Origin of the sequence: Chryseobacterium jejuense (assembly GCF_900100075.1) — a bacterium.
GTDB lineage: Bacteria > Bacteroidota > Bacteroidia > Flavobacteriales > Weeksellaceae > Chryseobacterium > Chryseobacterium jejuense.
Genome location: NZ_FNEG01000005.1, coordinates 60252 through 83057 on the forward strand (window position 1 = coordinate 60252; position 22806 = coordinate 83057).

A 22806-nucleotide genomic window follows, 5' to 3' on the forward strand; every position below is an offset into this window, starting at 1 on the left:
CCGGAATTGTCTATTCTTTAGACAAGCTCTTTCGCTGAACTTTGTACCTGTCATTAAGACCTAAAAATTACTCTTATGAAAACAAGACAGGACATCGCAGGATTTTTATTGAGAATAGCATTGGCAGCAGGGTTTCTATCTGCTGTTGGCAGCAGGCTGAATCTTTGGGGACCCCAATCTTCAGGGTGGAAAAATTTTATTCAGTATACTGCTGAAGTCAATTCATTTTTACCTATTTCATGGGCTCCAACCCTTGCTGTATTATCTACCATTACGGAATTAACGATTGGCATTCTACTGTTGGTAGGATTTCAGATCCGTAAAGCAGCTGTGGCAGCATCAGTTCTTACCTTAGTCTTTGCAATAACGATGAGCATTTCTTTCGGTTGTAAGGAGGCTTTGGATTATTCTGTCTTCGTTTTCAGTGCCGGAGCATTTTTACTGAGTACTTTTCCTCGTTATCTATGGTCTTTAGAACAATTTTCACATTAATCATCATTTAAAATTTAATATCATGAGCACTAGCATCAACGATTACATCGTAAAAACAGAACAAAAAGAATGGCAGCCTTTAATTGAGAAAGGCATCCACTACAAAGGTATTTTTGTAAAGTCTTTAAAATTTGATCCTGAACAAAATCGGTCTACCACGATTCTTTTAAAATTTGAACCGGGAGCAAGCTATCCTTATCACAATCATCCTGCAGGCGAAGAACTTTTCATTCTGGAAGGTGACGCTGCCATCGCGGGTGGGAATCTGGAGAAAGGAGATTATTTGTATACTCCGCCTAACTTCAAACATTCCGTTACATCAGAAAATGGCTGTATTATTCTGTTTATGGTTCCGGAAGAAGTGGAAATCCTTTAATCTGGTCCTTCATTTTATGATAAAACCTGTGGTGAAAGCATTCTTCATCATAGGTTTACCTTTTTATTCACTCTAAAAAATACACCATTACAAAGGTATTTTAAAACGCTTATTAAGCCTTAACAGGTTTTTATCTCTAAAACACTTTAGTAAACTTTAGAAGTTCAATATAATACTGCATAAAAGAGCACTAAAGAGGAAAATCTAAGATTTTCAAAAACTTAAGTGTGCTTCTTATACACGAAGATTTTTCCTTCAAATATCTTAAGTGTCATCATTCTTTTGTGACTTTTGTGGTTAACCTAAGAATGACAGCTATGAAAATCTCTATTCTACAATACGTCAAACAAAGCTAAAACTTTCAAAAACTTAGGTATTATAATCCTTTTAAATGTATCTTTGGCCATCAAATTACATCATGAATACAGATTTTGAAGCTTTTAAAGAACATTTATCGTGGCTGATTCATCCTTCCTTAATTGATAATATTTCAGAAGCGGAAATCAGCTTATCTCCAAAATTTACAGATACATTTCCTATTCTTACAGATCTACTATCTCAGGCACGAGTTCTGAATCTAAACATTGACCATCATCCACACCGTCTTTTTTCCTGGACGAATAAAAACAATGAAGTTTTCGGTTGGCTAAACAAAACAGAACCTGATTTTACTTCAACACTTCCTCTTATTGATGAGCACCAACTGTTACAGAACGAAATTGGTGGTATTCGGGAATCTTTTAATCAACCTCATCCAAGCTTATCCAATAATCAGGAGTTTATGTTCATAGGATCGGACTGTTCACTAGGAATTAATGATTGGGATGATTATTATGAAGATTTATGTAAAAGTGAAAACATACCTCCGATTGATTACAAAAATTTCATCAGCTTTGTGATTGAAGCTAACGGAAATACCACAGTTTATGATCCTAAAACAAAAGAGGTTTTCCTTTTTGCCCACGATCATGCTTTTGACAATGTAGATTTTTTGGAAAATCAACCGGAATATACTTTTCATACATTCCACAACATCACCTATTTTACAGACTATGTGGAGGCACTGGCTCAGGAATGGAAAAATGAACTCCTATAAACTTCCTGTTTCACTGTAATCCTTGAAATGAGTTACTTTTACACCTTATCAAAATTATATTTAGAATGAAAAAATTCGGAATATCCGTTCTTATATGCCTTTCCTCATTATTAAGTGCCCAAACCAAGCAGCAGATTGATGCTTTCTATAACGCCATCCGCGAAAATAATTTTCCACTGGTAAAAAAAATGGTTGACCAAGGATACCCTATTAAAGCCATGCTTCCGGGTCAAACAGCACCAGTACTGGCGGCGATCTGGAAAAAAAACTTCCCCATGGTGGAATATATGGTTGAAAAAGGAGCCAACATTACTGCGGATAAAAAACTAGTAGATGGTGCTATTGAATATGGAAGCCCGGAAATCACTTTCTACCTTATCAAAAAAGGAGCTTATGCTGAAAATTCATTGTATAAAGCAATCTTCTATGAAAATTTTGGAATTGCCAAAGAGCTCTATCTGAACCACCAGCCTCAGATCATTAATTACGAAGATCTTGGAAATCTTTTATTACTGTCTGTAAAAAATAAGGACTTAGAATTCATCAAAAAAATTCCTCTAAAAGGAAAGGATTCACCAATGGATTTTTATAATTATGATGGATATAATGCTTTATTACTTGCCGTAGAAAAGAATGATACTGAAATTGCAAAATATCTTCTATCTCAGGGTGCTGATAAAAAATCAAGAATTAGCTTTGAAATTGATAGTGGTACTGTGAACGGAAAGACTGCCTTACAAATGGCTAAAGCCCATAAAAACACAGAGCTTCTGAAACTTTTGAAATAAAACAGATACCCGATTTCCTATTTTGAATAGGGCATTTATCTAAGAAAAAATACACCATATGGCTGAAATTAAATTCAGGAAAAGCAATATTATCATCAGCATCATTCTTTGCTTGCTGGGATTCTTCTTTTTTGTTTATTTGTTGCTAACCCAGTATTTTGTAGTAAAAATAATCTCCATTTTATGGGTTTTTATTGTATTCTATATTATTGTCATCAAATACAGACAGTTGGTTAAAGCTAATCAAGAAATTCCCGGATTGGAAATCAATGATAAGGGAATCACCAACCATACTTCATTACAATCTGTATTTATAGACTGGAATGATATTGAAAGTTTTCAAGCCGGTTTTTACAGAACAACAAATATTTTTATTAATTCTAAAGATCCAAAAAAATACAAAGACCAATGGATGGGTAATCCTCTACAACTCATTGGTAATATTTTTTCCTCTAAACCTGAATCACTATGGATAGATACAGAAACTTTGGACATTGAAAAAAAAGAATTATTGGTATTGCTAAATCATAAGCTTCGTGAAAACACGTAATTCATTGATTTTGTAAAGAGTCTGCTTGTAAATTTATAATATCTTCACTATTTTATAAATGAAATATTAACAACAATATTATCCTCTAGCATAATGTAACCTTTTTCTAAAGCGTCTATATAGTGTTGCTTTTTAAGGTATAAATTACTGGTCTATATACAATTAGCTCTACAGGTGTTTTTATAAGAATATCATTTTTTTTTACCTTTATTGACCTTCATTTTTGTAGAGCAGAAAATAAAACATGTTATTATTAATATGATCTTTTTCATTTTATAAGATTAAATTCCATAAGCAACAAAAGCAGGAACTTTCCTGCTCTTGTTTTAGTGATTTTATTATCTAATTGTTTGCATCTTTATTAGAAATATTTAAAAACAGACTATCCTCTATTACAGGTTGTGCTACAAATTTTGCTTTATCAAAATTTAGTTTTGAAAACCTTCTTAAGTATTCTCCTTCAGGATAATTTCCTTTTAATACTTTATCGTAAGGATAATAGTTTTGTTTAAATTTTGAAGAATAATTCATTGACGGTAATTGCCTTATGATTAAATTATATTTTATAATCAGCTTTTCTTTTTCTTTTAAATAAAAGACTGAATTGCCATCACCCGTTTTTTTATCTCCGATAAAATCAGAATTACCAATTTCAGTTAAGAAACTATCATAAATACTATCTAATTTTTCTTGATAAAACTTTGAAGATTGGTTATCCTTTATTATTGCATAGACTGTAATTGGATAAGAATCTTCCATATTACCTTGAGTAGAAAATTTTTTTAAATTTTCATCTCCAAACTCAAGTGTATTAGGTGTGGGAAAAACAATATTTTGAGAAGTATTGTTTTCAAATATAAGAGACAATTCATTATCACTTTTAATATATTTTAGGCTAAATGATTTTTTTTCTTTTTGTTCACAAGAAAAAAAAAGAAAAAAATCGCAACTATCATAACATTTCTCATTTCAATGTACTTTTAAGATAATTATTATATATTGGCTTTATTTTATTCATTAATGACTGCAAATCATTATATGTTTCGATTGCTGTATTAAATGCACCCATATTCAAATTAAGCCTTTCTCATTTTCTAAACATAATATATTCCTGCTCCCATCTAGAAGTATAATATTCGTGTAGTCTAACACGTTGATTAGTTCCAGTAATTTTCTCTACGTCAGGAATTCTGGCATTATTTAAAATAGAATGAAAAATCTCATGTCCCATTGTTAAGTCTAATTGCTCTAAGCTTATGAATGCTCCTTTTGGCAAATATATTCTTTGCCAGACAAGAATATTATTGTGTGTAAGAACTTCTGTTACTCCCCAGGCTTTTTTTTCTCCATGGACTAAAAGATCTCTATTACGACTACCTCCAAATGAATAGCCTTGGCTACGTATATAAGGACTTAAATCACTTGATTCATCTACAAACTGCCAGCTACCTCTGATAAATTGATTTTTATAATGAGCTTTTTCTACTTTTAGTACTGTATCCCTGCTGAATTCAGCTTCCGTTCCTCCAATTAAAGTATTATCATCACTCACAAGCATTTCACTTATACTATATCTATATCCCGCAAAATCCAGATTAGTAGAAGTAATTCTATTATCAAATAAGTTACCTGTATAGGATAAACTGCCAATAGCGCCGCCCAAGAAATTACCACCACTAAATGCAGAGTTTAATCCTCCTGAAACCATTCCCGGTAAGAAGTTCTTAATGGCACCGCCATTACTAGCTATATTTCCTAATGCTCCTGACACAGCAGCTCCTCCAATAACTCCTCCTAGTACCGCACTCCATGTTCTTTCCCAATCCCATTTTCATGGATTCTATTAGCCATTACTTAAATACTCCTTACTAAAGCCCTTGCTAGCTACAAACTAGAATACACTATTCGGATTATTATGTAAGAACAAACAAAAGTAGAATTTCGCCTACTTTTGTTTAGAAAAGACTTTCAATTCGGGTTTACATTAACCTAGAGCTATAGCTTCTTAATATATTTATTGAAGTGTTTATCTTATAAAAGGAATCTTAGCAACAATACTATCTTCTAACATAATATATCCTTTCTTTTCTAAAGTAATGATATATGATTTACAGGTTAATGGCATATCATTTTTCTTACTGTGATTAGATTTAATATTCCATATATACTTTCCTGGCTTAGATAAATCATAGATACCTTTTTCACTATAATTTAGACTTAAAGCTATATCGATTTTATGTTTAGGTTTTATTATTATTAAATCACCCTTACAATCTTCATCTGTATGCCTCGTGTAATAGCCTCTTGAACGATCAATTGGATTAAGTTTCTCATTATTAAACAGCCAATAAGAATCTCCTGAAAAGCCATATGGATCAACAACATAGGTCTTATTACTTTTGTTTTTAATAGTATAATGTATGTTATTATTTTCTCCAAATTTCCATGGAGTATTTATAAGAATATCTATTTCTTTACTTTTATTTAGTTTCATCTGTGCAGAACACGAAATAAAACTGAAACAGATTATTATTAGTATGATTTTTTTCATTTCATTATCTTCTGAAGTTTAACATATAGTTTGTTATTGAATTTAAGTAGTACTTTATTCCCGAATCTATTATTCCAGTCCATTGTCCTGCAGTAATATAAGCAGAAATTTCATCTAAGTCATTCATTATTGGGTTATTTCCTTGAAATACTCCATTTTTCCAATTAATAAAGTGTTTACTTTCATGTATTACAACTTCACCTAAACTATAATTTGTTTTCTTTCCATTAAAAAGTATCGGTGCTAATATAATTCTTCCAGTAACAGGATTTGTTATCCCTAGTATTGGCTTTGCATTTAAATCCCTATGATCAAACAAGTGACCATCTTTATTTATACTGAATTTAATATAGTCTTTTGCCCATTCATTCATTGTATCAGTACTACCAACTGCAATCCAAGCATCTTTAGGTGCAAACACTGATGCAATTATACTAAGACTGTATATATTTGCCGGGGCATTGGGATTTAATCCATAAATACTTAGTACAACACTCAATGGATCTGCATGCATTGATCCCAAGTAGTTTCCAAATGCTCCATTTTCAGCATCTGAAGATCTCATAGATCTATAACTTATCTCCTTACCTGTAGAAGTAATTCTATTATCAAATAAGTTACCTGTGTATGATATTCCACCAATGGCTCCCCCTAAGAAATTACCTCCGGTAAAAGCAGAGTTTAATCCTCCTGATACAATTCCCGGTAAAAAGTTCTTAATGGCTCCGCCATTACTCGCTATATTCCCCAATGCTCCTGATACAGCAGCTCCTCCTATAGCTCCTCCCAATACCGCGCTCCATGTTCTTTCCCAATCCCATTTTCCTGGGTTCCAGTTTCCACCATTGGCTGCTACGCCATTTAAATATCCACCTAATAAAGCTCCGGCTGCCCACAACAAAAATTCTCCGTCAGGATCATTGTACATCAATGGGTTATTCATTACATACCCATATTTATTGTAATTCTGGGTATTCATAGGATCCTGGATGTTTTCATCAGCATTCAGAAACCTTCTGAGAAGCGGATCATATAGCCTTCCATTCATGTGGATAATACCCACTTCCATAAAATGTTCATGCCCGGTATATCCACGATCAATAAGCAAAGAGGTTCCATTAATTACAGCTTTATCTGTAGTAACAGATGCATTTCCTAATTTTAGATGAGTAAGATTACCCCACGCATCATAATGCCTTTGTTCTACCTTATTTCCAGCTTCATCACTAATGGCAAGAATGCTTCCTATATAGTCTTTATGAAGAAATTTATAAGAACCTGTAGTCTCACCAAAGTCTTTCAAATATATAATATTAGATTCATATGGGCTGCCTTCAATATATAGAATATGCTTCTCCTCGCCTGTAGCTTGATCTTTTACCACTTCAAAGCTTCCATCTTCGTTGTAAAATTTAGTAAAAGCCAGCTTCCATTGTGGTGCGTTAGGGTCCCAGATCCCTTCTCCATTTGTTCTTAATTCAGTTGCTCCTCCTGCACTTTTTAGCCTTTGGATATCAACCCGTTGTCTCATACTGTTCAATCCATACTCAAAGTTGATTCGCGTTTTTTCTCCATGAATCCACACAGGGTCATTATTTTCATTATAAAGAACCGTCTGGATCAGGTCTCCTTTATAATTCTGTGTTCCAGCTGTGTTCAAAGTCATTCCGGTAGATTGGTAGATCTTTGCTGAATTTTCAAACTTCATCATTCCTACCTCATCATTTTCTGTAATCCTCCCTTTTATATCATATACATTTCTGCTTGCCGATGGTTTAATACCCGTTACCGGGTTTGTCCAGTTAATAAGTCGGTTATTATCGTCATAATCAAAAGATTCTTCCAAATAAATATCACCTAAGGTCTTTCTGAAACTCAATTCATTTCTGATCGCATTAAAAGTATACTGGATATTCAGTATTGGTGACTGTAGAGAAGACGATTGTTTAGTTTCCTGAAGAAAACCATTGGCATCATATATATTGCCAACCTCGGTTCCCCCCAGTTGAGCCTTTAAAACCTGTCCTTTGGCATTTTCTTCTTTCAACTCCCAAAGAATTCTCCCTGAATTTTTATCCTTAATCTGATAGAGTGCTCCGTTCCAGGTGTTATATCTGTTTTCGATGGTAACCTTAGTTGAGAAACCTCTTGACAGTAATTCTTTTTCAAAAGAGATGACTTTTCCTTTGTTATCAAAGGTAATATCCTTTTCTGTATAAGTTTTTCCATTACTATTCTCTGAAGAGGAGATTAACCTTCCTTGTGGATCATAGATCAAAACAGAGTTAAATATCTGTCCTTTCAGAGTACCTGATTTATTAGTAAGCTGCCCTTTTTCATTATAAGTAAAAGAAATAGTTTTATTGGTAGTTTGTCCATTATCTATCGTAGAAAATTCTTTCTGAGAAATTAGCTGCCCCAAGGTATTATAAATATATTCTTTGGTTCCTTTTGGACTTATAGTTTTCTTAGGTAAACCAAATCCTGTGTACTCATATTTATAGATACCATTTGAAGGATCATTAAATTCAGATTTTTGTCCCCATGAATCATATTTCGTAGTCACAATATTTTCAGCATATTTTGCCTGAATCTGATCTCCAGAGGCATTATAAGAAAACTGTATTATTCCACCTTTATCTGTAGAAGAAATTACATTACCTAAAGCATCGATAGTTTTGGATGTAATTCTGCCATTTCCGTTCAACTCCGTAATAGTTGTAGTAAGACCTGAAACAATCGTTTCAGATTGCTTACCTGTAAATGCTGTAACCTTTACCTTAGCAGGAAAAACAGCATCATCATATTCCATCATATTCCATTTGCTAGCACCTTGTCCTTCAAAATAGGGTTCTGATTCCTTCACTTTTCTGCCTAAGATATCATACTGTGTTTCTTTAGAGATAAACTGCCCCTGTCCTGATCCTTTAGCAGAAACTTTATATTGCTGTCCCAGTTTATTTGTGAAAGTTGTCGACCTATCACCATCTGGTTTGTTTTGAGTGACAATTGTATTAGAATTTCCATCTTTATCATAGATATAGCTGATCATTCCTGTCAAATTGGTTTTGGAAGTCGTCAATTTCCCCCATTCATCATAGGTATTGGTTAAAACATTACCCATTGGATCTGTTTGGGTTAATATCTGTCCCCAATCATTATAAGTCACATGAGTATCCAGACCTAAGTTATCTGTTTTCTTTATGACAAATCTTGCTTTAGGATCATATTCACTTTTTTCAGTTTGAGTCTGAGAATCTACACTATTGCTAGTCACTTTTTGAATAACATTACCAAACATATCATAATGATAAGTATCTAAAAGATATCCTGTATTATCAGTATTCCATTTTTTTATCGTTTTTAGGTTACTATTTTCATAAGTATATTCTTCTTTACCGGATTTGGTATCATTATAGGCCTGAATAACTTCTGTTTTAGATTTCAAACGTCCTATATAATAATCTCCCCCTGTTCCTGTAGGGTTATTATTATACTCATAGGTAGAAGTCTTTACAGAATACCCGCCATTAATCTTTGAAATATTCTGCATTGGAAGATAGTGTTCCCCATAAATCATTTTGCTTTCAGCTATAGTACTTGTTAAAAAGTCTTTCCCTTTATTAGTTTTTGGAACAATTGCTGTAACTACCTTAGACTTATTAGCATCGGAAACAATTGTTACAAGCTGCCCGTTAAGGAGTTTATCAATTTGATATGTAGTAGATTTAAAGCTCAATAACTGAGTATTATTTTCAGAAATATCTGCCGGAAATATTTTAGCATCATCATTCGTTCTGATTGTCCATTCTTTAACGGGAATACCATCATTTGTTGGGTCAATTTCAACTCCAGACCATACTTTAGTGCTTTCAAATCCATCAGCATACCATGAACTGCGAGCCGTTTTCCTAAATCCTATCATTCCTCTACCAAGAATATTAGAGGTAAGTCCTCTATATCTGAAATCCTGTTTCAGTTTTTTATCTGACATGGTAGATTGGGTAATCCCGGAAACAACATACATCCCTACTGACTGATTAATTTGGACATATGGATAGCTTTCTGTTTGAGATATATCGTATAACCAAGGATTTGCTTTTTTATCTAATTGTTTGTACGTAATATCAGTAACTATTCCTCCTTGTGAGATACTTTTGATGCGGGCTTCTTTCGCAATATCGTAATACGGGTGGGATGCTATAAATTGTTCTATACTTTCTACATATCCAACAGCAGGAACTGCTGAAACTAATACCAATCGTCTTAACATAGCTCCCGACCATTGGTCAACAGGCAAACCTACAAAATCCATATGATTTACTGCCAACTCATTATTGATATTATTCTCATTTAAATATAAATAAGTACCAAATGAACCGCTCGAACCTTCAATCGGCTGTTCGTTCTCTTTGAAGATTGAAAAAACTTTAAACGATGAGATGGCTCCTCTATGGTATCTTACATCCGTATTACTATCCTGAAAGCTATCTTTAGTATAGTTTCTATATGAAGAAAGACGTATAAACTCTGCCTTCCCATCATTATTAATGTCATAAGCAACAAAGGATTTAGGATTTGATATTTTGATATTCTGATAATTATCTTTATATACCGTCCTATCTTTTTGAGGTCTTTCAAAATCGATGATATTTTCTGCAAAACCAGTCCCTGTAGAAGCATAAAAATACCAACGGGAAGAATCATTTGATTGAGGTATCATAATATCACTAAGTCCATCCCCGTTATAGTCTCCAACAACACCACTTTCCCAAATACCATTAAGGGTTTGATTGTTTACTGAATAAGGAATCATATCAGAAGTATACTTACCCTGCAGGTTTTTCTGAAAAGTAATAAGGTACGGTCTTTTATTCTCATCCAGTTTTAATAAGTCAATTAAACCATCTCCATTAAAGTCGCCAACGCGATAGTCTGTAAATACTTCTTCATTAGTATTGTTATAAAGTGGTATGGTATAATACCATTGATTAGTTTGAATTGACTCATCGGGATCAACTACAACATATCTGTTTGTATATTCACATTCAATAAAATTATTTGGATCGCGCCAACAACGCTCGTCCAGTAGCCTCAAAACAAGTTCACTAAGACCATCACCATTAAAATCAACATTTTTTAGCCCAAGCACTATTGAGTTATTTCTTCCTAAGGATCCAGGACCTAAGCTATAACCTGAAAAGGGAATAACTTTTTTATAATCCAGATTCAATTGATTACTTTCAGTGATACTATAAAATGATAATTCTAAATCAGATTTAGAAGTTGTAGGATTATTGACCCTCTTTTTTATGACAAACCCCTGACGGTTACGGATAAGATTATCCTTTTTCAGATTAACAGTTGTCGCATCATTAATATCAACTAAAGAAGCCATATTTCCTAAAAAAGTTGGAATTATAGAATTGTACTTGTCACCTTTATAAAGATTACTGTATAAGTATAAACCAGTTTCAGGTATTTTCTGTGAGGTTGCAGAATGATATCTTAATAAATCAAGATTACCGTCACCATCAAAATCACCCACCAAATCTTTACCCTCCTTTGGCCTTAATGACCAAGTTTGTTCCCATCCATAATTAAAGGGAAGATCCATAGATTTTTCATAAGTAAAGGTCACAGGATTTGCCTCTTCATTTTTACTGTTTAAAACTGTTATCTTATCCAGATACCTGTAGCCAGTTAGTTGCCAATCTTGTTTATAAGAAATACTATACTTTTTATCCTGTTTACCATTGGTATATACAAGAACAGATTCAAGCAATCTAGATTGTGAAAAACCGATTCCTTCCATATAGGCAGTTTCAGGTATTGGTCTAAATTTATATGTAAATTCAATTCGATTAAAATTTGAAGTCTGTTGAGTATAATTGGCTCCCCATCCGATATTCATGATAACAGCAACATTATTTTCAAAAGAATAGTTAAATGTAATAACATTGCCATTTATATCTTTGGTTCTTACAATATTATAGTCAATAGGAGTTCTCGCATCGCTGTTACCGGAAGTAAAACCTCCATATAAGGCCTGCGATCCATCCTCAAAAGTAACTTCCCAATATTCAGGTCCTTTTATTTCTCCGGTAAGTGCTCCAACAGATTTGATCTTTATGTTAGAATATTTTTCAGTTACATACTCAGCGCCATCTTTACCATATTCACCTGATTTTAAAATCAGCCTTTGCCCCTTAAAGCTATAATAATCGGAATAATCAAACTTTATCCCTTTTTTTTCACCATCCTGCTCAAGGTTTTTCCCAACTCTAGATATTGCTGTAATTCCCGAAATGTTCCATCCATAACCAGCCAATCCATTTCCAGCACCACTCCCATATACAAGACTGATATTGGGAGCTATATTCTTTACACCAGGAGGGAGGTCAATAGGCAATGTATATTGAAGCTGTCCCGCTTGAGTCACTTCTATATTTCCTTTGGTATCGTGAAACTTCTGAGACGCAGGACTCTGCGATAATCCTAAAATGGAAATACAGGACAATATAAAAGTCGAAAATAATTTTATTTTCTTATTGTAATATTTCATGATTTCAAATTGTGTTTTTATTATCTCTTGGTTATGTTTTTACTAAAAATTCTTCCATCCTTTAAAGTAAAACGAATGACATAAACTCCCCACTCATAGCCTGTCATATTAATTTTCAGTTGCCTGTTAAGATCAGGAATATTCTGTTGCTGAAATTTCCAGTGTACCGTACTATGTTGGTATAATGAAACAGATTCTACAAGTCCATCAACTTGTTCAGTCCAGTCAATTGTTAACACATCATTAACCGGAACAGGATATAACCGGATTTGCTTCCAGAATTCTTTTTCATCTATAGCTAGAGAAGTTGTTTGAGATTCTTTTTTTGATAAAGTATCACTTGTCTGCTTAGCACTGGATTCAGGTCCACGATAACGCTGATTACCAGCTTCGTCATATTTAAAATAGACCTCTTTTTGTTGGGCTGAAACGCCTAAAGTAGTGCATAGAAATAATGCATTTAGATAATTTTTTTTCATTGTTCATTTAATTTTTTTTTAAATATAAAAATTATTATTAATTCTCAAAATAGTGAAAACGCGATTTTAATATAGGGTTTTTACGATAACCGGTGTTACCCTGATAAATAGTATACTTTCATAATTTTTTTTTTAAATTATGGATGTTTTTTTCTAAACAAGGATAAGACTATTACCTTTTGACTGTAGAACCAGTATTTTATTACTGTGATCCGCAAATAATTATTGGTGGAAAAAGTAAAAGGCATGGAACTAAAGTCAACCTGTAACAGAGGCACAGCGAAGAACCTAAAGACAAGAAAAACCTAGCCCACGCCAATATGAAGGCACGGGCGTAAGTCTATCGTATTTTGTCTTTGTAGAAAATTCACTGTTCTCTGTTACAAAACGATAGCTTACGCTTTTGTTATCGATAAATAATGCATTTTTACAAAATATCCTTTTAAAATCTCTTGCTTAAATTAATATAGACAACATTTTATTTTCAATATTCTTTATTTTATTGTATTTTGCCTGCCCTCAAAAAAATATTGGAATCAGGATGAAATCTGGGCATTATTTTCTAATCTTTTGGATTACAATCTCGTGCTTAATCTGATATAAAAAACTAAAAACCAATACGATGAAAATAAATATTAAAAAGAAAACTGTCATACTCTGGAGCATTGCCATCATTGCAGTGATCCTCTTACCAGATTCCGAAATGTATTATCAGCGATATAAGCTGAGATCTGAAAAACTTCCGGAACAGTATAAATCATACACGACTCTGGACAGTCTGAAAGATAATGACTATCAAATCATTAAACTATCCCGAGGTATCCATGAGCCTGTTATTCAGGAAAACGACAGTACGATTGTCATCATTACCAAAAGGGATCATGATTCTGAAAAAGAGGGTGCCAATAATACCTATACATGGTATAAAATAAATCTGAAAGGGCAGATAACAGACAGCCTTCAATATCAATACAACACTGAAAACGGCATTCATAATTACCAGACTTTCAATGATTATATTGTGGATGTAGATCAGAATACCTACAGTAATTGGCTGAAAGATGGTGACACAACTCATTATCCGTATAAAAATATAGATGATGCTAAAATATTTTCGGTGGCAGAAACGGAAAACATCATTGCAAACAGGGATTATATGTATGATGATATTATTCACTCTGAATCACCTGGAAATGAGTATAAGTATAAATTGACTGTACTTAAAGACAATGTCTGGAATTATTTCTATGCTGAAAAAGACTGGCATGGTTACCCTAAAAACACTCCCAATAAAAAAGCCATTGACTTCAGTAATGCCGGTTATGAGGTAGACAAATCTACAGGGCTTATTCAAAGAGATCATACTCAAAAAGAAGTATGGAATGCCCGTACTTTCTGGAGTTTAAAAAATCTAAGCTGGGGAACCGGAAATGGTTCGGGCCGTAATGGATGGACAGGAACATCTTATTTTTCCATCAAAATGCCGAAAAAGACACTGCATTACAAACAGGATGCATTCATAGAGCATCCCGACAATTATGTAAGAGATCCTTTTTCTTTTTTTGTATACCAGCCTAAAAACGGAAATTATATGCTGCTCATTGATGAAGAACGCCAACTTTACTATCTTATAAGACCTAAAAAACTTTAGGAGAATCAATTATTTTTTAACCCTCCTATCGCCATGGAATCCAAACTCAAATCTATTCACCTGCTTTTACAATGTTATAGGTATTAAAACCTTTATAGATGCGGGTTTCTTTTAATTTTCCTTTTTTATACACTTCAATTTTATCGGTATCTGATGTCTTTTTATTGAAGTATCTTATTTTGGTTAATTGTTTGTCACGATCAAAAAACTCAGTCTTCAGATTCCTGCCATCTTCCTGGTAATGGATGGTTTCAAGATTACCATTTTCCTTATAAAAATAGGTTTTTGAATTATAAAAATCACCCTGGTCATAAGTAATTCCTTCATACTTATACTGAGCCGTGTATTTTCCTTCTTTCACCAACTGTTTCTTTCCATTATAAATAAAATAGTAAGCTCCATCTTTCGGATTGATCAATTCATAACGTACAGTTAGCTTTGGCTTAGTTTCAGGATGTTGTATAATCATTTCCTCCTTTCTGAAAACGGCAGTATCATTTTGATACACTTTTAATGTATCTGTATCATGAGAACGCTCTTTGACATACGTTTTGGAAATAATTGTATTTGCAAAATTACTGTTTGCTTTAGCCCAATTACAACTAATGATTATGGCAAAAAATAAAAAAAATGACTGTATATTCATCATGAGTTTTCTGATCTTTAAGGTATGGTTTCAATTCCTGAAAGTTTAAAGTTTCCCTTTTCATCCTTTAGCCAAAAAACGAATTGAGCGCCTTCATGACCATCTCCAAATTCATTTGGGCGATGAGTAGTGTACAATATGATATAATCTCTGTCTTTGAATCCGGGATCAGAACCGTCATAAGAAAACTTCGTTTCATTACGCTGCAGCCTCTCTAATAATTCTTTGTTGAAAATAGTGCTGATATGTTTCTTATAGAAAGCATCTTTCCCAACGAATGCATTTTTCTCAGGAGCACTTTCAAAGCATAGATAACAATACACTTTTGAGGTTGTTAACTGATTCAAAGCAGCATAATCTTTCTCAGTAATCAGATGGATTACTTTTTGGGTAAACTGCTCAACTTTGGATTGTAATTCTTTATTATCTTTTTTCTGTCCGTAGCTTATCAGATGAAAGCCTATAAAAAGTAATGATAGGTATTGGGTTAATTTCATTTTAATACTTGTTTGGGTTCTTATTGTATAACCATAGATTAATAGCATCCTATTCTTTAACAAGGAAACCACCACCAGATTGAATGTACTCTGTTATTTTTAAAGTATATATTAATGTGTCCGTCAGAAATTCCCGCTTTATCCTCTCTTAATCTGATAACCGGAAGCTCTCCTTCTCCGGGACGTTCCAGTTTCTCTATATTTCGTACTGAATTGGGAAAGATCTTTCTGATATCATCCAACGTAGTTTTAGCATCTATTCTTTCTCCTTTGTACAGAATAAAATTTCCGTTGAGAAATCTAAATTCATTGACACCAACCTTCTCTTCACTGTTTTCAAAACAAGATCCGTTTTTATACAGGTATTTGTCTTCCAGAGTCCCTTCATCAAAGATATAAGCACAAGGATTCTCATCAGCCATTAGCCTGATACTGTCCGGTTTTCCAAAAACTTTTTCGAAATCTCTGAGATCAAAAATCCTTTTTGTCTTACCATTGAACCGTATGTCTTCTGCCAACATGACATCATCCTGCCCGTCTTTTACTTCCTCTGAAATCTCTTTTGAATTATGTCCCGTTGAATCTACTTTCCCCTTACTTTCTTTCAGCTCAGTTTTAGATGACACGGTTAATTGTTCCTCTTTTTTCTTATTGCAGGCCTGCAATAGAATGATAACAAGTACAATAGAAAAATACCTCATACATTAATTTTGCTTACATGGTGTGAAATGCTCTGATTCAGAAGCAAAGGTTATTTTGTCCTCAACCAAAATCGTTTTATTTATCTGTACTAAAGTACAAAAAACAGTCTATTAGAATACTATTACCTCTTATTTTCATTTCTTTCATCTTATGATTTATATTTATTTTGTATTTTTAGTATTCAATTAAAAACCAAACCATTATAACTCATCATTGAACATGCTGAATATTTATCATTCTTTACTGATTGGAGCCTCAAGGGAAAAAGTGTATCACGCCATCAGCAGCCAGTCAGGATTATCTGCATGGTGGACACCACAAACCAAAACCAGTGCTGAAATGGGCAGTATTGCCCGATTCTCTTTTGGCCCGGATTATTTTAAGGAAATGAAACTCGTAAAGCTTAGCCCTTTTGAAGAAATTCAATGGCATTGTGTCTCAGGCACTCATGAGTGGATAGGAACTGAAATTTCTTTTCATCTTTTATCGGGAGACAAGGAAACTTTGCGCAGAATGCATCCGGAAATGGAAGGCCAAATTGAGCAATTAGTATATGACAGCGGAACTTTATTGATTTTTCATCACAAAGGCTGGGATACTTACTCGCCTATGTTTGCTGAATGCAATTATACCTGGGGACAGTTTCTGAGAAGTTTGAAATTGCTTTGTGAAACAGGAAAAGGTAAGCCCTGGCCTCATCAGCATCGTCTATGAGAAGGCTGGAAGAGGAAAACTGGAAGTTGCTTTTAGCTATATCATGAATGACTGCTATAAAAGGAGCGTGATAATTCCTAATTTTAGTTTCTTACTTCAAACTATTTTTATCCAGAACTTAGATTAAATTATGGAATAGTTTCAATTCCCGTTATTTTAAATTTGCCATCTTTTTTTTTCAGGCTAATCATCCCCTGAACACCTTCCCAATGGTCCGAAGGAGGCACTTTGGTATATAAAAACGAAATGCCATGTATCTTCACTTCCTGGTTAAAATAAGGATGAAAGAACTTTACATTAAACTTCTGCTGTTTTTTAACTTCAGCTTTTAGTTCTTGTTCAAAAAAGATTTTATAATGTTTTTTATGAAATAATTGCTTGGTTACCTTCACAGTAACAGGATTACCATTTTTATATTCTGTATAATCAATACAGGGTCTGCAATAGAAAGGAAATTCACAGAGCGTTTCTAATTTGGCTTTATCATTTTTGATAACAGCTTCTGTAAAATCTTTCCAGAATTTTTGCAAAAGAATCTTATCCTGAGCTGAGATTTCATCAGCAGAGTTCTTCGCTTGTCCGTAGATAGATACTGAGAATAAAAGACCACATATTAAAACCAGAATACTTCTCATAGCAATTTATTTTCTACTTCAGATTATTATTTTCTTTATAGAATTTATCATCCGTTTCCCTGAGAAAATCAAGATAACTGAAATTAGCCGCTTTATTTTTGCGGTATTCCAGATAATCATTGTAATATTGGAACACTCCTCCCAATCTGGAAGTTAGCAAAGGGGTTTCTTTGGCACTAATCGCTTCCAGATAACCAACTTTCTTACCTTTCTCATTTAACATTGACAAAACCAGATACGTAATATTATTCTGTTTACCACTGAAAACTCTGGCTCTGTCCACAGTATCTTTTCCGTTATCAAAAACCAATTTGAACTTATCTTTTTTATTCAACAGATGGTCCAATACTTTTTGAAAATTATCAGGATTTTCAAGATTAAGTTTAAATCCTTCACAGTTACTTCCTTCATTTTTCCCATAAAAAGAAAGCATACCCGGAGTATAGAATTCTGAATCCGGAGCATCTTTAATCTTAATTCCACCAAAATTAATAGGAAACTTACCATCATTAACAACATCCGCTTTGTATATAGAATATTGAACAGCTTCTGTTCCTACTCCGGTTCCATACGATTTCAAACCCAATGTTTTTAATTCTGTCTGCTTAACAGGAAGTACCATCTTCTCTAAATCAAAACCCTGGCTTTGACATGATTGAAATAAAAATGAAAAGCTTAGTATTAAAAAGAGAAACTTCAGTTTATGCATCGTATTAAAATTTTTGATTGGTAATAAAAGGACAAGATACAAAATTTAGAATCTTAATATTCAATATTTAATCCTGGTTTCTGAAATGCTGTTTGAAAATTGAAAGCATATTCGGAGGGTCCATTCTTCTGAAGATAATCTAATCTTTCCAGCGCTTCTTCTACACTTGGATATTGACCGTCTTTAATCCACCACAGCACATAATACGCTTTCCCATATTTTTGAAACCACTCTTTTCTTCTTCTTAAAAAATCAACATGAAAGGTCTTATAAGTAAAGTCCTCCAATGATTCTTTGTCTTTCCATACTGAGAGATTGATGATAATCTGCTCATCATTAAACGGATTAAAACCGGTGGCATTATTATCTTCGTCTTTTAATCTCCAGACAAAGCCATTACTTTCCTCTGCCAATTGATTCACTGAGTCAAAATGCTCTACAAATTCTTTCATTACCGGATCTTCAATATTCGCTCCAATCATCTTGGCTACGTTAATCTGTGCTAACTGATACATTTTATTATTTACTGTTTTATGTCTATTATTGTGTAAAAATAGACTCTGCAGCATTAGCATGAAATAACTATCAATTTAGATACTATAAAAAAGATGGAAAAAGAATGTGAAACTTCCTATATTAATATTGGTGAAAAATCCTATCCTTGTGCAGTAAGTTTTGTAATGGATCTTATTGGCGGAAGATGGAAGGGTGTCATTTTATGTCACCTTAAAAATGGAGATAAACGGTTTGGAGAACTCAAAAAAGAGCTTTCTTTTATCACGGAGACAACGCTAAGTCTTCAGTTGAGGCAATTGGAAAGAGACGGGCTGATTACCAGAACTGTTTTCGGAACAAAACCTCCTGTGAAAGTTGTTTACAGTTTATCTGAGTTGGGAACATCATTCATTCCGTTGCTGGATAACATCAATGAATGGGGGAAAAATATTCTGAAAAACAAAATAACATCTTAAAAATTTGAAAGACTGCTCAGATTTTTAAGATGTTAGTTCAATTTAATATACTTTACTTCCCTTGATGGTAAGGGCATGTTTAGTTTTTATTGAAGGGCAGCATCTTCCATCTTCTTCCGTATATTCCAGTTTTTCTACAATGATTTTCCCATTTTTGATGGTATCAAAAGCAAACAGATAATCCGGTTCATATCCTGCAATCACTTTAACGGTATGCCCATCATTTTTGTATAATGATAATCCCTGTCCTATCAATGCATTGCCTCCTTCGGGTGCAATATTCCAGTAAATAGCTACATCTTCTATCCCATCACCGGTAAAATCTCCAACATGAGGATCTTGAAGATCAATCACTCCATCATCATAGGTTTTAAGAATCTTAGGTAAATAGGCATCAAATTGTTTCATGGCCAGCTTTACGGCTTCCTCTTTAGAAATTCTGTCTTTAGAAACTTCTGATTCTTTGGAGTGAGATTCTTTTTCTTTGGATAGAGACTGTTCTTTCAGTTCATCTTTTTGCTGTACTTTACGATCAGAATTGTTACAACCTGTCAACACTGCCAGCAGCCCTATTATCCCAATGATATTTTTCATATATTTTGTATTTCCGATGATAAAATTAAAGGGATAAATATACAGCAATATGATAAAATCGGGACTATTGGATTCTTATTATTGTTAAACCAAAGTATAAACAAGCTAAAGTTTCACTATTTAATTCGATATATTTTGAAAGCCCCTTCATTAATTTCCAGAATATAATTTTGCTGGTTATTCAGTGAATCTGCCACAGTGATTTCAGAGGTATTATTTTTAATTTCTGCTGAATAATTGGTCTTCAATACAACTTTTTCTTCAGTACTCCCTTTTGCAGCACCAAAAACTATAGGAAAACGATCTTTCCAGATCATGTCCCCTTTTATATTTTTCACAGAAATCACTTTTCCGCTTTTTCCTCTGTTTCCAATAATAAATTTACCACTATTATTTCGTGTTTCCTGCTGGGTATCATAAAAGGTATTCCCCAGATCAAAATAGGGAACATTTACTTCATACACATTGTTAAAATTATATTTTATTCCATTATTGAAAAGATCCTGCGCATGAGTTCCTTGAAGCTTTTCTATCTTATTTTGTGGAAACATATTTTCCAAGTTCATACGGGATATGGTATATACCTGAGCGCTATCTATCTGACGGTCATAATCCATTTTCACTCCCCAAAAATCATTGCTAAAGCCCCCCATCAGCTTTATCTTTTTTACTTTTACAGCATCTCCCTTGATTTCTTCTACTTTTAAGCCTAAAACATTATTATCAGGAGCATAATCAATAGCCTGAACCACATAAAATTGGTTGGTATTAATATTCATTCTGCTGTTATTGTACCATTGTACATCATATCCTTCTTCTTTTTCTAAAGATTTTGAGTATTGGTGATCACTTATTGCTCCCTTAATGAAATAATTATAGGAAAGAAGCGGAACCACAAAAACCAAAATCCATAAAAAGTGCTTTGAATGGATTCCTTCTGTTTCTTCTTTTATCACATAAGTTTCAGATAGAGAATCATGCCATCCATTTTTGCCAAAGAAAGAGAGCCCATCAAAAGGGATACTTCTATAAAGGCTTCTTTTAAAAATAGTCTTAAGTCCTGGCTGGTTATTATGCTTATCCACCACTCTTGACTCTGTTAAAAATTTTGCAGGAGTTGATCCGAAATAAAATTCAAAGACAGGATAGAAAATCAATCTGATCAAAACAATGATAATCACTAAACCGAAATAGTTGTTAAAGTAACTTTGGAAAATGTGATTGCCTTGTAAAGAATGAGAAAACATCCAAGCAAAATTGGTAAATACTCCAACGATTACCAGGCTATCAATTAATAAATGTAACCCTCTTTGCCATTGAACAGTATATTTTAATTCCTTAGCAGCAATTGTCACTTTTTTTTCATTTTCCTGTTTGATCTTTTTAAGAACCAGGAAACTCATTATGATATAAAATGCTTGAATCAAAAGTTTCATTATTGAAGTTATTGGCGTGGGTTGAGCTTCTAAAGCAATTCCTGACGGAGGATTAAAAGAAAAATATACCCAGTTAAATATTCCAAAAAGCACTAGCATGATATTATTTATCAGTACTACTGAAAAAACAAATCCAAGCAGTCTTTTTTCTTTTCCTTTGGTTTTCAGGAAAAAAACAGTTCCCAGAAACAGAATAAAATAAATAATGGTTTCCCACAAATTAAAAGGACCCTCTGAATGCGTTACATACAGAGATAGAGGCTTCAGCAGATAAAAGTAAGAGATCCAGCTGCTGATTGTTGTACCATTATAAAAATTATAAAAAATAATACTGGTAAGTATTCCTAATAAAAGGGTCAGTAAAGAAGAGTAAGCAATGAATTTGCTCTTAGTATCATTCATGATCTGCAAAATAGTTTTTGCAAATAAACAATAAAAAAAGAAATTATTCTCTCATCATTCTTCAAACCTATATAGCTCTTATGAAAAATTTCTTTAATCCTACAGGCTCAAAAAATATAGTATTAGAATACAAATGGGAAAAAAACTCATTAGGCCTGCAATTAAAAATACATTTCTATAGTAAGATTTACTCTTAGGTAATGTTTTCGGAGTCATTAGATAGGTAATCAATGTAACAATACCGCCTCCAATGATAAACCCCAGCGCTCCTATTAAGACAATCCCTATTATGATATCCGAAGTCTGTATAAATACTTGTAAGAAATTCATTTTTACTGACAATATACAGTAAAAATGAATGATTGCAAAAAGGTGAAAAACTGATTTTTCAAATAGAAATTTACAACCCAAATTGTCTCAGATGATGATCCATGTGTTTGTAAGCTGCTATTCCCCATTCCTCAGTTGAAATATTTCCAAAAGCAGGATGAGAAAGGGTTAAAGAACGAGTAGTAAGAGGAAATTGGTTAATTAAACCAACAAATTCTTCTTTATATTTCGCAAAATCAAGATCATTGGTTTTCCCTTTGGTATGATGTTCCGGCTCACCCTGAATATTCTTTTTAAAGCTAGGAGCAATATAAAGGGCAAGAATTCTCAACAGATATTGTTTTACCTGAGTCTTTTTATTTTCCCTTCCTTCTTCTAAGATTTGTCGGTTACAAGAATTGCAGTGAAAGAGCATTTCACTAGCTGTCATTATTCCCCATTGGGGTTGATGAGTTACTGATAAGTTCTTCACTCTCGCAATAATGAAATCTGCAGCTTCTTTTTTTAAAAGATTTTTTTTCATGGTAGTGATGGTTATAATCAATCTATATCAATTAAAGCTATCTTTCTGCATACGTTATCCTTTTACTTTTTTCAACGATCTAATATTAACACAAATAAC

At 33.3% G+C, this 22806-nt stretch carries 22 protein-coding genes; 8 read left to right on the top strand and 14 right to left on the bottom strand.

The annotated features are described in order from the left end of the window. Positions 1 to 75 precede the first annotated feature (75 nt). The 5 genes from BLS98_RS15425 (at position 76) to BLS98_RS15445 (ending at position 3302) form a co-directional block, all read left to right on the top strand. On the top strand, positions 76 to 492 hold the full coding sequence (locus BLS98_RS15425; RefSeq protein ID WP_089737414.1) for a DoxX family protein: 417 nt from the start codon (positions 76 to 78) through the stop codon (positions 490 to 492). 22 nt (positions 493 to 514) lie between these two features. Then, entirely contained in the window at positions 515 to 868 is a 354-nt protein-coding gene (locus BLS98_RS15430) for a cupin domain-containing protein (RefSeq protein ID WP_089737415.1), read from the top strand. Positions 869 to 1286: 418 nt separating this feature from the next. Then, positions 1287 to 1964: a hypothetical protein gene (locus tag BLS98_RS15435; protein ID WP_089737416.1), complete on the top strand. Its 678-nt coding sequence runs from the start codon at positions 1287 to 1289 to the stop codon at positions 1962 to 1964. Between the two features lie 65 nt (positions 1965 to 2029). After that, entirely contained in the window at positions 2030 to 2752 is a 723-nt protein-coding gene (locus BLS98_RS15440) for an ankyrin repeat domain-containing protein (protein WP_089737417.1), read from the top strand. Positions 2753 to 2810: 58 nt separating this feature from the next. Next, positions 2811 to 3302 carry an STM3941 family protein gene (locus BLS98_RS15445; protein ID WP_089737418.1) on the top strand — a complete coding sequence of 164 codons (492 nt, stop codon included), beginning with the start codon at positions 2811 to 2813 and terminating at the stop codon, positions 3300 to 3302. A gap of 342 nt (positions 3303 to 3644) precedes the next feature. Here the strand turns inward: BLS98_RS15445 and BLS98_RS15450 are convergent, their stop codons facing one another. The 5 genes from BLS98_RS15450 to BLS98_RS15470 form a co-directional block, all read right to left on the bottom strand. After that, positions 3645 to 4169, bottom strand: coding sequence for a hypothetical protein (locus BLS98_RS15450; RefSeq protein ID WP_089737419.1), 525 nt, complete (start codon positions 4167 to 4169; stop codon positions 3645 to 3647). A gap of 220 nt (positions 4170 to 4389) precedes the next feature. Further along, positions 4390 to 5073 carry a hypothetical protein gene (locus tag BLS98_RS15455; protein WP_089737420.1) on the bottom strand — a complete coding sequence of 228 codons (684 nt, stop codon included), beginning with the start codon at positions 5071 to 5073 and terminating at the stop codon, positions 4390 to 4392. Between the two features lie 255 nt (positions 5074 to 5328). After that, positions 5329 to 5853 carry a hypothetical protein gene (locus tag BLS98_RS15460; RefSeq protein ID WP_139166137.1) on the bottom strand — a complete coding sequence of 175 codons (525 nt, stop codon included), beginning with the start codon at positions 5851 to 5853 and terminating at the stop codon, positions 5329 to 5331. Positions 5854 to 5857: 4 nt separating this feature from the next. Then, the gene (locus tag BLS98_RS15465) at positions 5858 to 12418 is read right to left on the bottom strand and encodes an RHS repeat-associated core domain-containing protein (protein ID WP_111994808.1); all 6561 of its coding nucleotides are present in this window, start codon (positions 12416 to 12418) and stop codon (positions 5858 to 5860) included. A gap of 20 nt (positions 12419 to 12438) precedes the next feature. Continuing rightward, positions 12439 to 12897 carry a hypothetical protein gene (locus BLS98_RS15470; RefSeq protein WP_089737422.1) on the bottom strand — a complete coding sequence of 153 codons (459 nt, stop codon included), beginning with the start codon at positions 12895 to 12897 and terminating at the stop codon, positions 12439 to 12441. A gap of 622 nt (positions 12898 to 13519) precedes the next feature. Here BLS98_RS15470 and BLS98_RS15475 point away from each other — a divergent pair. Further along, entirely contained in the window at positions 13520 to 14548 is a 1029-nt protein-coding gene (locus BLS98_RS15475; protein WP_089737423.1) for a hypothetical protein, read from the top strand. Between the two features lie 52 nt (positions 14549 to 14600). On the opposite strand, the gene BLS98_RS15480 is transcribed toward BLS98_RS15475, so the two are convergent. Genes BLS98_RS15480 through BLS98_RS15490 form a run of 3 tightly spaced genes read right to left on the bottom strand, consistent with a single transcriptional unit; the run spans position 14601 to position 16392 of the window. After that, positions 14601 to 15197, bottom strand: a complete 597-nt coding sequence (locus tag BLS98_RS15480; protein WP_089737424.1) for a hypothetical protein — start codon at positions 15195 to 15197, stop codon at positions 14601 to 14603. 14 nt (positions 15198 to 15211) lie between these two features. Then, on the bottom strand, positions 15212 to 15691 hold the full coding sequence (locus BLS98_RS15485) for a hypothetical protein (protein WP_139166138.1): 480 nt from the start codon (positions 15689 to 15691) through the stop codon (positions 15212 to 15214). Positions 15692 to 15747: 56 nt separating this feature from the next. Beyond that, positions 15748 to 16392, bottom strand: a complete 645-nt coding sequence (locus tag BLS98_RS15490) for a hypothetical protein (protein WP_089737426.1) — start codon at positions 16390 to 16392, stop codon at positions 15748 to 15750. A 220-nt stretch (positions 16393 to 16612) separates the two neighbouring features. Between BLS98_RS15490 and BLS98_RS15495 the strand changes: the two genes are divergently transcribed. Further along, the gene (locus tag BLS98_RS15495) at positions 16613 to 17107 is read left to right on the top strand and encodes an SRPBCC family protein (RefSeq protein ID WP_228425333.1); all 495 of its coding nucleotides are present in this window, start codon (positions 16613 to 16615) and stop codon (positions 17105 to 17107) included. Positions 17108 to 17235: 128 nt separating this feature from the next. Here BLS98_RS15495 and BLS98_RS15500 read toward each other — a convergent pair whose 3' ends face one another. From BLS98_RS15500 to BLS98_RS15510, 3 genes are all read right to left on the bottom strand, one after another. Next, positions 17236 to 17742, bottom strand: a complete 507-nt coding sequence (locus BLS98_RS15500; protein WP_089737428.1) for a hypothetical protein — start codon at positions 17740 to 17742, stop codon at positions 17236 to 17238. A gap of 13 nt (positions 17743 to 17755) precedes the next feature. Continuing rightward, entirely contained in the window at positions 17756 to 18364 is a 609-nt protein-coding gene (locus BLS98_RS15505; protein ID WP_089737429.1) for a hypothetical protein, read from the bottom strand. Between the two features lie 140 nt (positions 18365 to 18504). Next, positions 18505 to 18966 (bottom strand): DUF3291 domain-containing protein, encoded by a 462-nt coding sequence (locus BLS98_RS15510; RefSeq protein ID WP_089737430.1) that lies wholly within the window; start codon positions 18964 to 18966, stop codon positions 18505 to 18507. Between the two features lie 93 nt (positions 18967 to 19059). Between BLS98_RS15510 and BLS98_RS15515 the strand changes: the two genes are divergently transcribed. Continuing rightward, positions 19060 to 19422, top strand: a complete 363-nt coding sequence (locus BLS98_RS15515) for a winged helix-turn-helix transcriptional regulator (RefSeq protein WP_089737431.1) — start codon at positions 19060 to 19062, stop codon at positions 19420 to 19422. Positions 19423 to 19464: 42 nt separating this feature from the next. Here the strand turns inward: BLS98_RS15515 and BLS98_RS15520 are convergent, their stop codons facing one another. The 3 genes from BLS98_RS15520 to BLS98_RS15535 all read right to left on the bottom strand — a co-directional run bounded on the left by BLS98_RS15520 (position 19465) and on the right by BLS98_RS15535 (position 22707). After that, the gene (locus BLS98_RS15520) at positions 19465 to 20016 is read right to left on the bottom strand and encodes a hypothetical protein (protein ID WP_089737432.1); all 552 of its coding nucleotides are present in this window, start codon (positions 20014 to 20016) and stop codon (positions 19465 to 19467) included. Positions 20017 to 20132: 116 nt separating this feature from the next. Then, positions 20133 to 21854: an RDD family protein gene (locus BLS98_RS15525; RefSeq protein WP_089737433.1), complete on the bottom strand. Its 1722-nt coding sequence runs from the start codon at positions 21852 to 21854 to the stop codon at positions 20133 to 20135. A gap of 400 nt (positions 21855 to 22254) precedes the next feature. Next, a complete protein-coding gene (locus tag BLS98_RS15535; RefSeq protein ID WP_089737435.1) occupies positions 22255 to 22707 on the bottom strand; it encodes a DUF1569 domain-containing protein in 453 nt (150 codons plus the stop codon). Positions 22708 to 22806 lie beyond the last annotated feature (99 nt).

What these genes read in the sequence shown, in the direction of transcription:
- BLS98_RS15510 (WP_089737430.1), bottom strand. Translation starts at nt 18,966, where the DNA reads ATGTATCAGTTAGCACAGATTAACGTAGCCAAGATGATTGGAGCGAAT.
- BLS98_RS15535 (WP_089737435.1), bottom strand. Translation starts at nt 22,707, where the DNA reads ATGAAAAAAAATCTTTTAAAAAAAGAAGCTGCAGATTTCATTATTGCG.
- BLS98_RS15520 (WP_089737432.1), bottom strand. Translation starts at nt 20,016, where the DNA reads ATGAAAAATATCATTGGGATAATAGGGCTGCTGGCAGTGTTGACAGGT.
- BLS98_RS15500 (WP_089737428.1), bottom strand. Translation starts at nt 17,742, where the DNA reads ATGAGAAGTATTCTGGTTTTAATATGTGGTCTTTTATTCTCAGTATCT.
- BLS98_RS15505 (WP_089737429.1), bottom strand. Translation starts at nt 18,364, where the DNA reads ATGGTACTTCCTGTTAAGCAGACAGAATTAAAAACATTGGGTTTGAAA.
- BLS98_RS15425 (WP_089737414.1), top strand. Translation starts at nt 76, where the DNA reads ATGAAAACAAGACAGGACATCGCAGGATTTTTATTGAGAATAGCATTG.
- BLS98_RS15460 (WP_139166137.1), bottom strand. Translation starts at nt 5,853, where the DNA reads ATGAAAAAAATCATACTAATAATAATCTGTTTCAGTTTTATTTCGTGT.
- BLS98_RS15495 (WP_228425333.1), top strand. Translation starts at nt 16,613, where the DNA reads ATGCTGAATATTTATCATTCTTTACTGATTGGAGCCTCAAGGGAAAAA.
- BLS98_RS15435 (WP_089737416.1), top strand. Translation starts at nt 1,287, where the DNA reads ATGAATACAGATTTTGAAGCTTTTAAAGAACATTTATCGTGGCTGATT.
- BLS98_RS15485 (WP_139166138.1), bottom strand. Translation starts at nt 15,691, where the DNA reads ATGAAATTAACCCAATACCTATCATTACTTTTTATAGGCTTTCATCTG.
- BLS98_RS15515 (WP_089737431.1), top strand. Translation starts at nt 19,060, where the DNA reads ATGGAAAAAGAATGTGAAACTTCCTATATTAATATTGGTGAAAAATCC.
- BLS98_RS15470 (WP_089737422.1), bottom strand. Translation starts at nt 12,897, where the DNA reads ATGAAAAAAAATTATCTAAATGCATTATTTCTATGCACTACTTTAGGC.
- BLS98_RS15430 (WP_089737415.1), top strand. Translation starts at nt 515, where the DNA reads ATGAGCACTAGCATCAACGATTACATCGTAAAAACAGAACAAAAAGAA.
- BLS98_RS15475 (WP_089737423.1), top strand. Translation starts at nt 13,520, where the DNA reads ATGAAAATAAATATTAAAAAGAAAACTGTCATACTCTGGAGCATTGCC.
- BLS98_RS15480 (WP_089737424.1), bottom strand. Translation starts at nt 15,197, where the DNA reads ATGATGAATATACAGTCATTTTTTTTATTTTTTGCCATAATCATTAGT.
- BLS98_RS15440 (WP_089737417.1), top strand. Translation starts at nt 2,030, where the DNA reads ATGAAAAAATTCGGAATATCCGTTCTTATATGCCTTTCCTCATTATTA.
- BLS98_RS15525 (WP_089737433.1), bottom strand. Translation starts at nt 21,854, where the DNA reads ATGAATGATACTAAGAGCAAATTCATTGCTTACTCTTCTTTACTGACC.
- BLS98_RS15465 (WP_111994808.1), bottom strand. Translation starts at nt 12,418, where the DNA reads ATGAAATATTACAATAAGAAAATAAAATTATTTTCGACTTTTATATTG.
- BLS98_RS15490 (WP_089737426.1), bottom strand. Translation starts at nt 16,392, where the DNA reads ATGAGGTATTTTTCTATTGTACTTGTTATCATTCTATTGCAGGCCTGC.
- BLS98_RS15445 (WP_089737418.1), top strand. Translation starts at nt 2,811, where the DNA reads ATGGCTGAAATTAAATTCAGGAAAAGCAATATTATCATCAGCATCATT.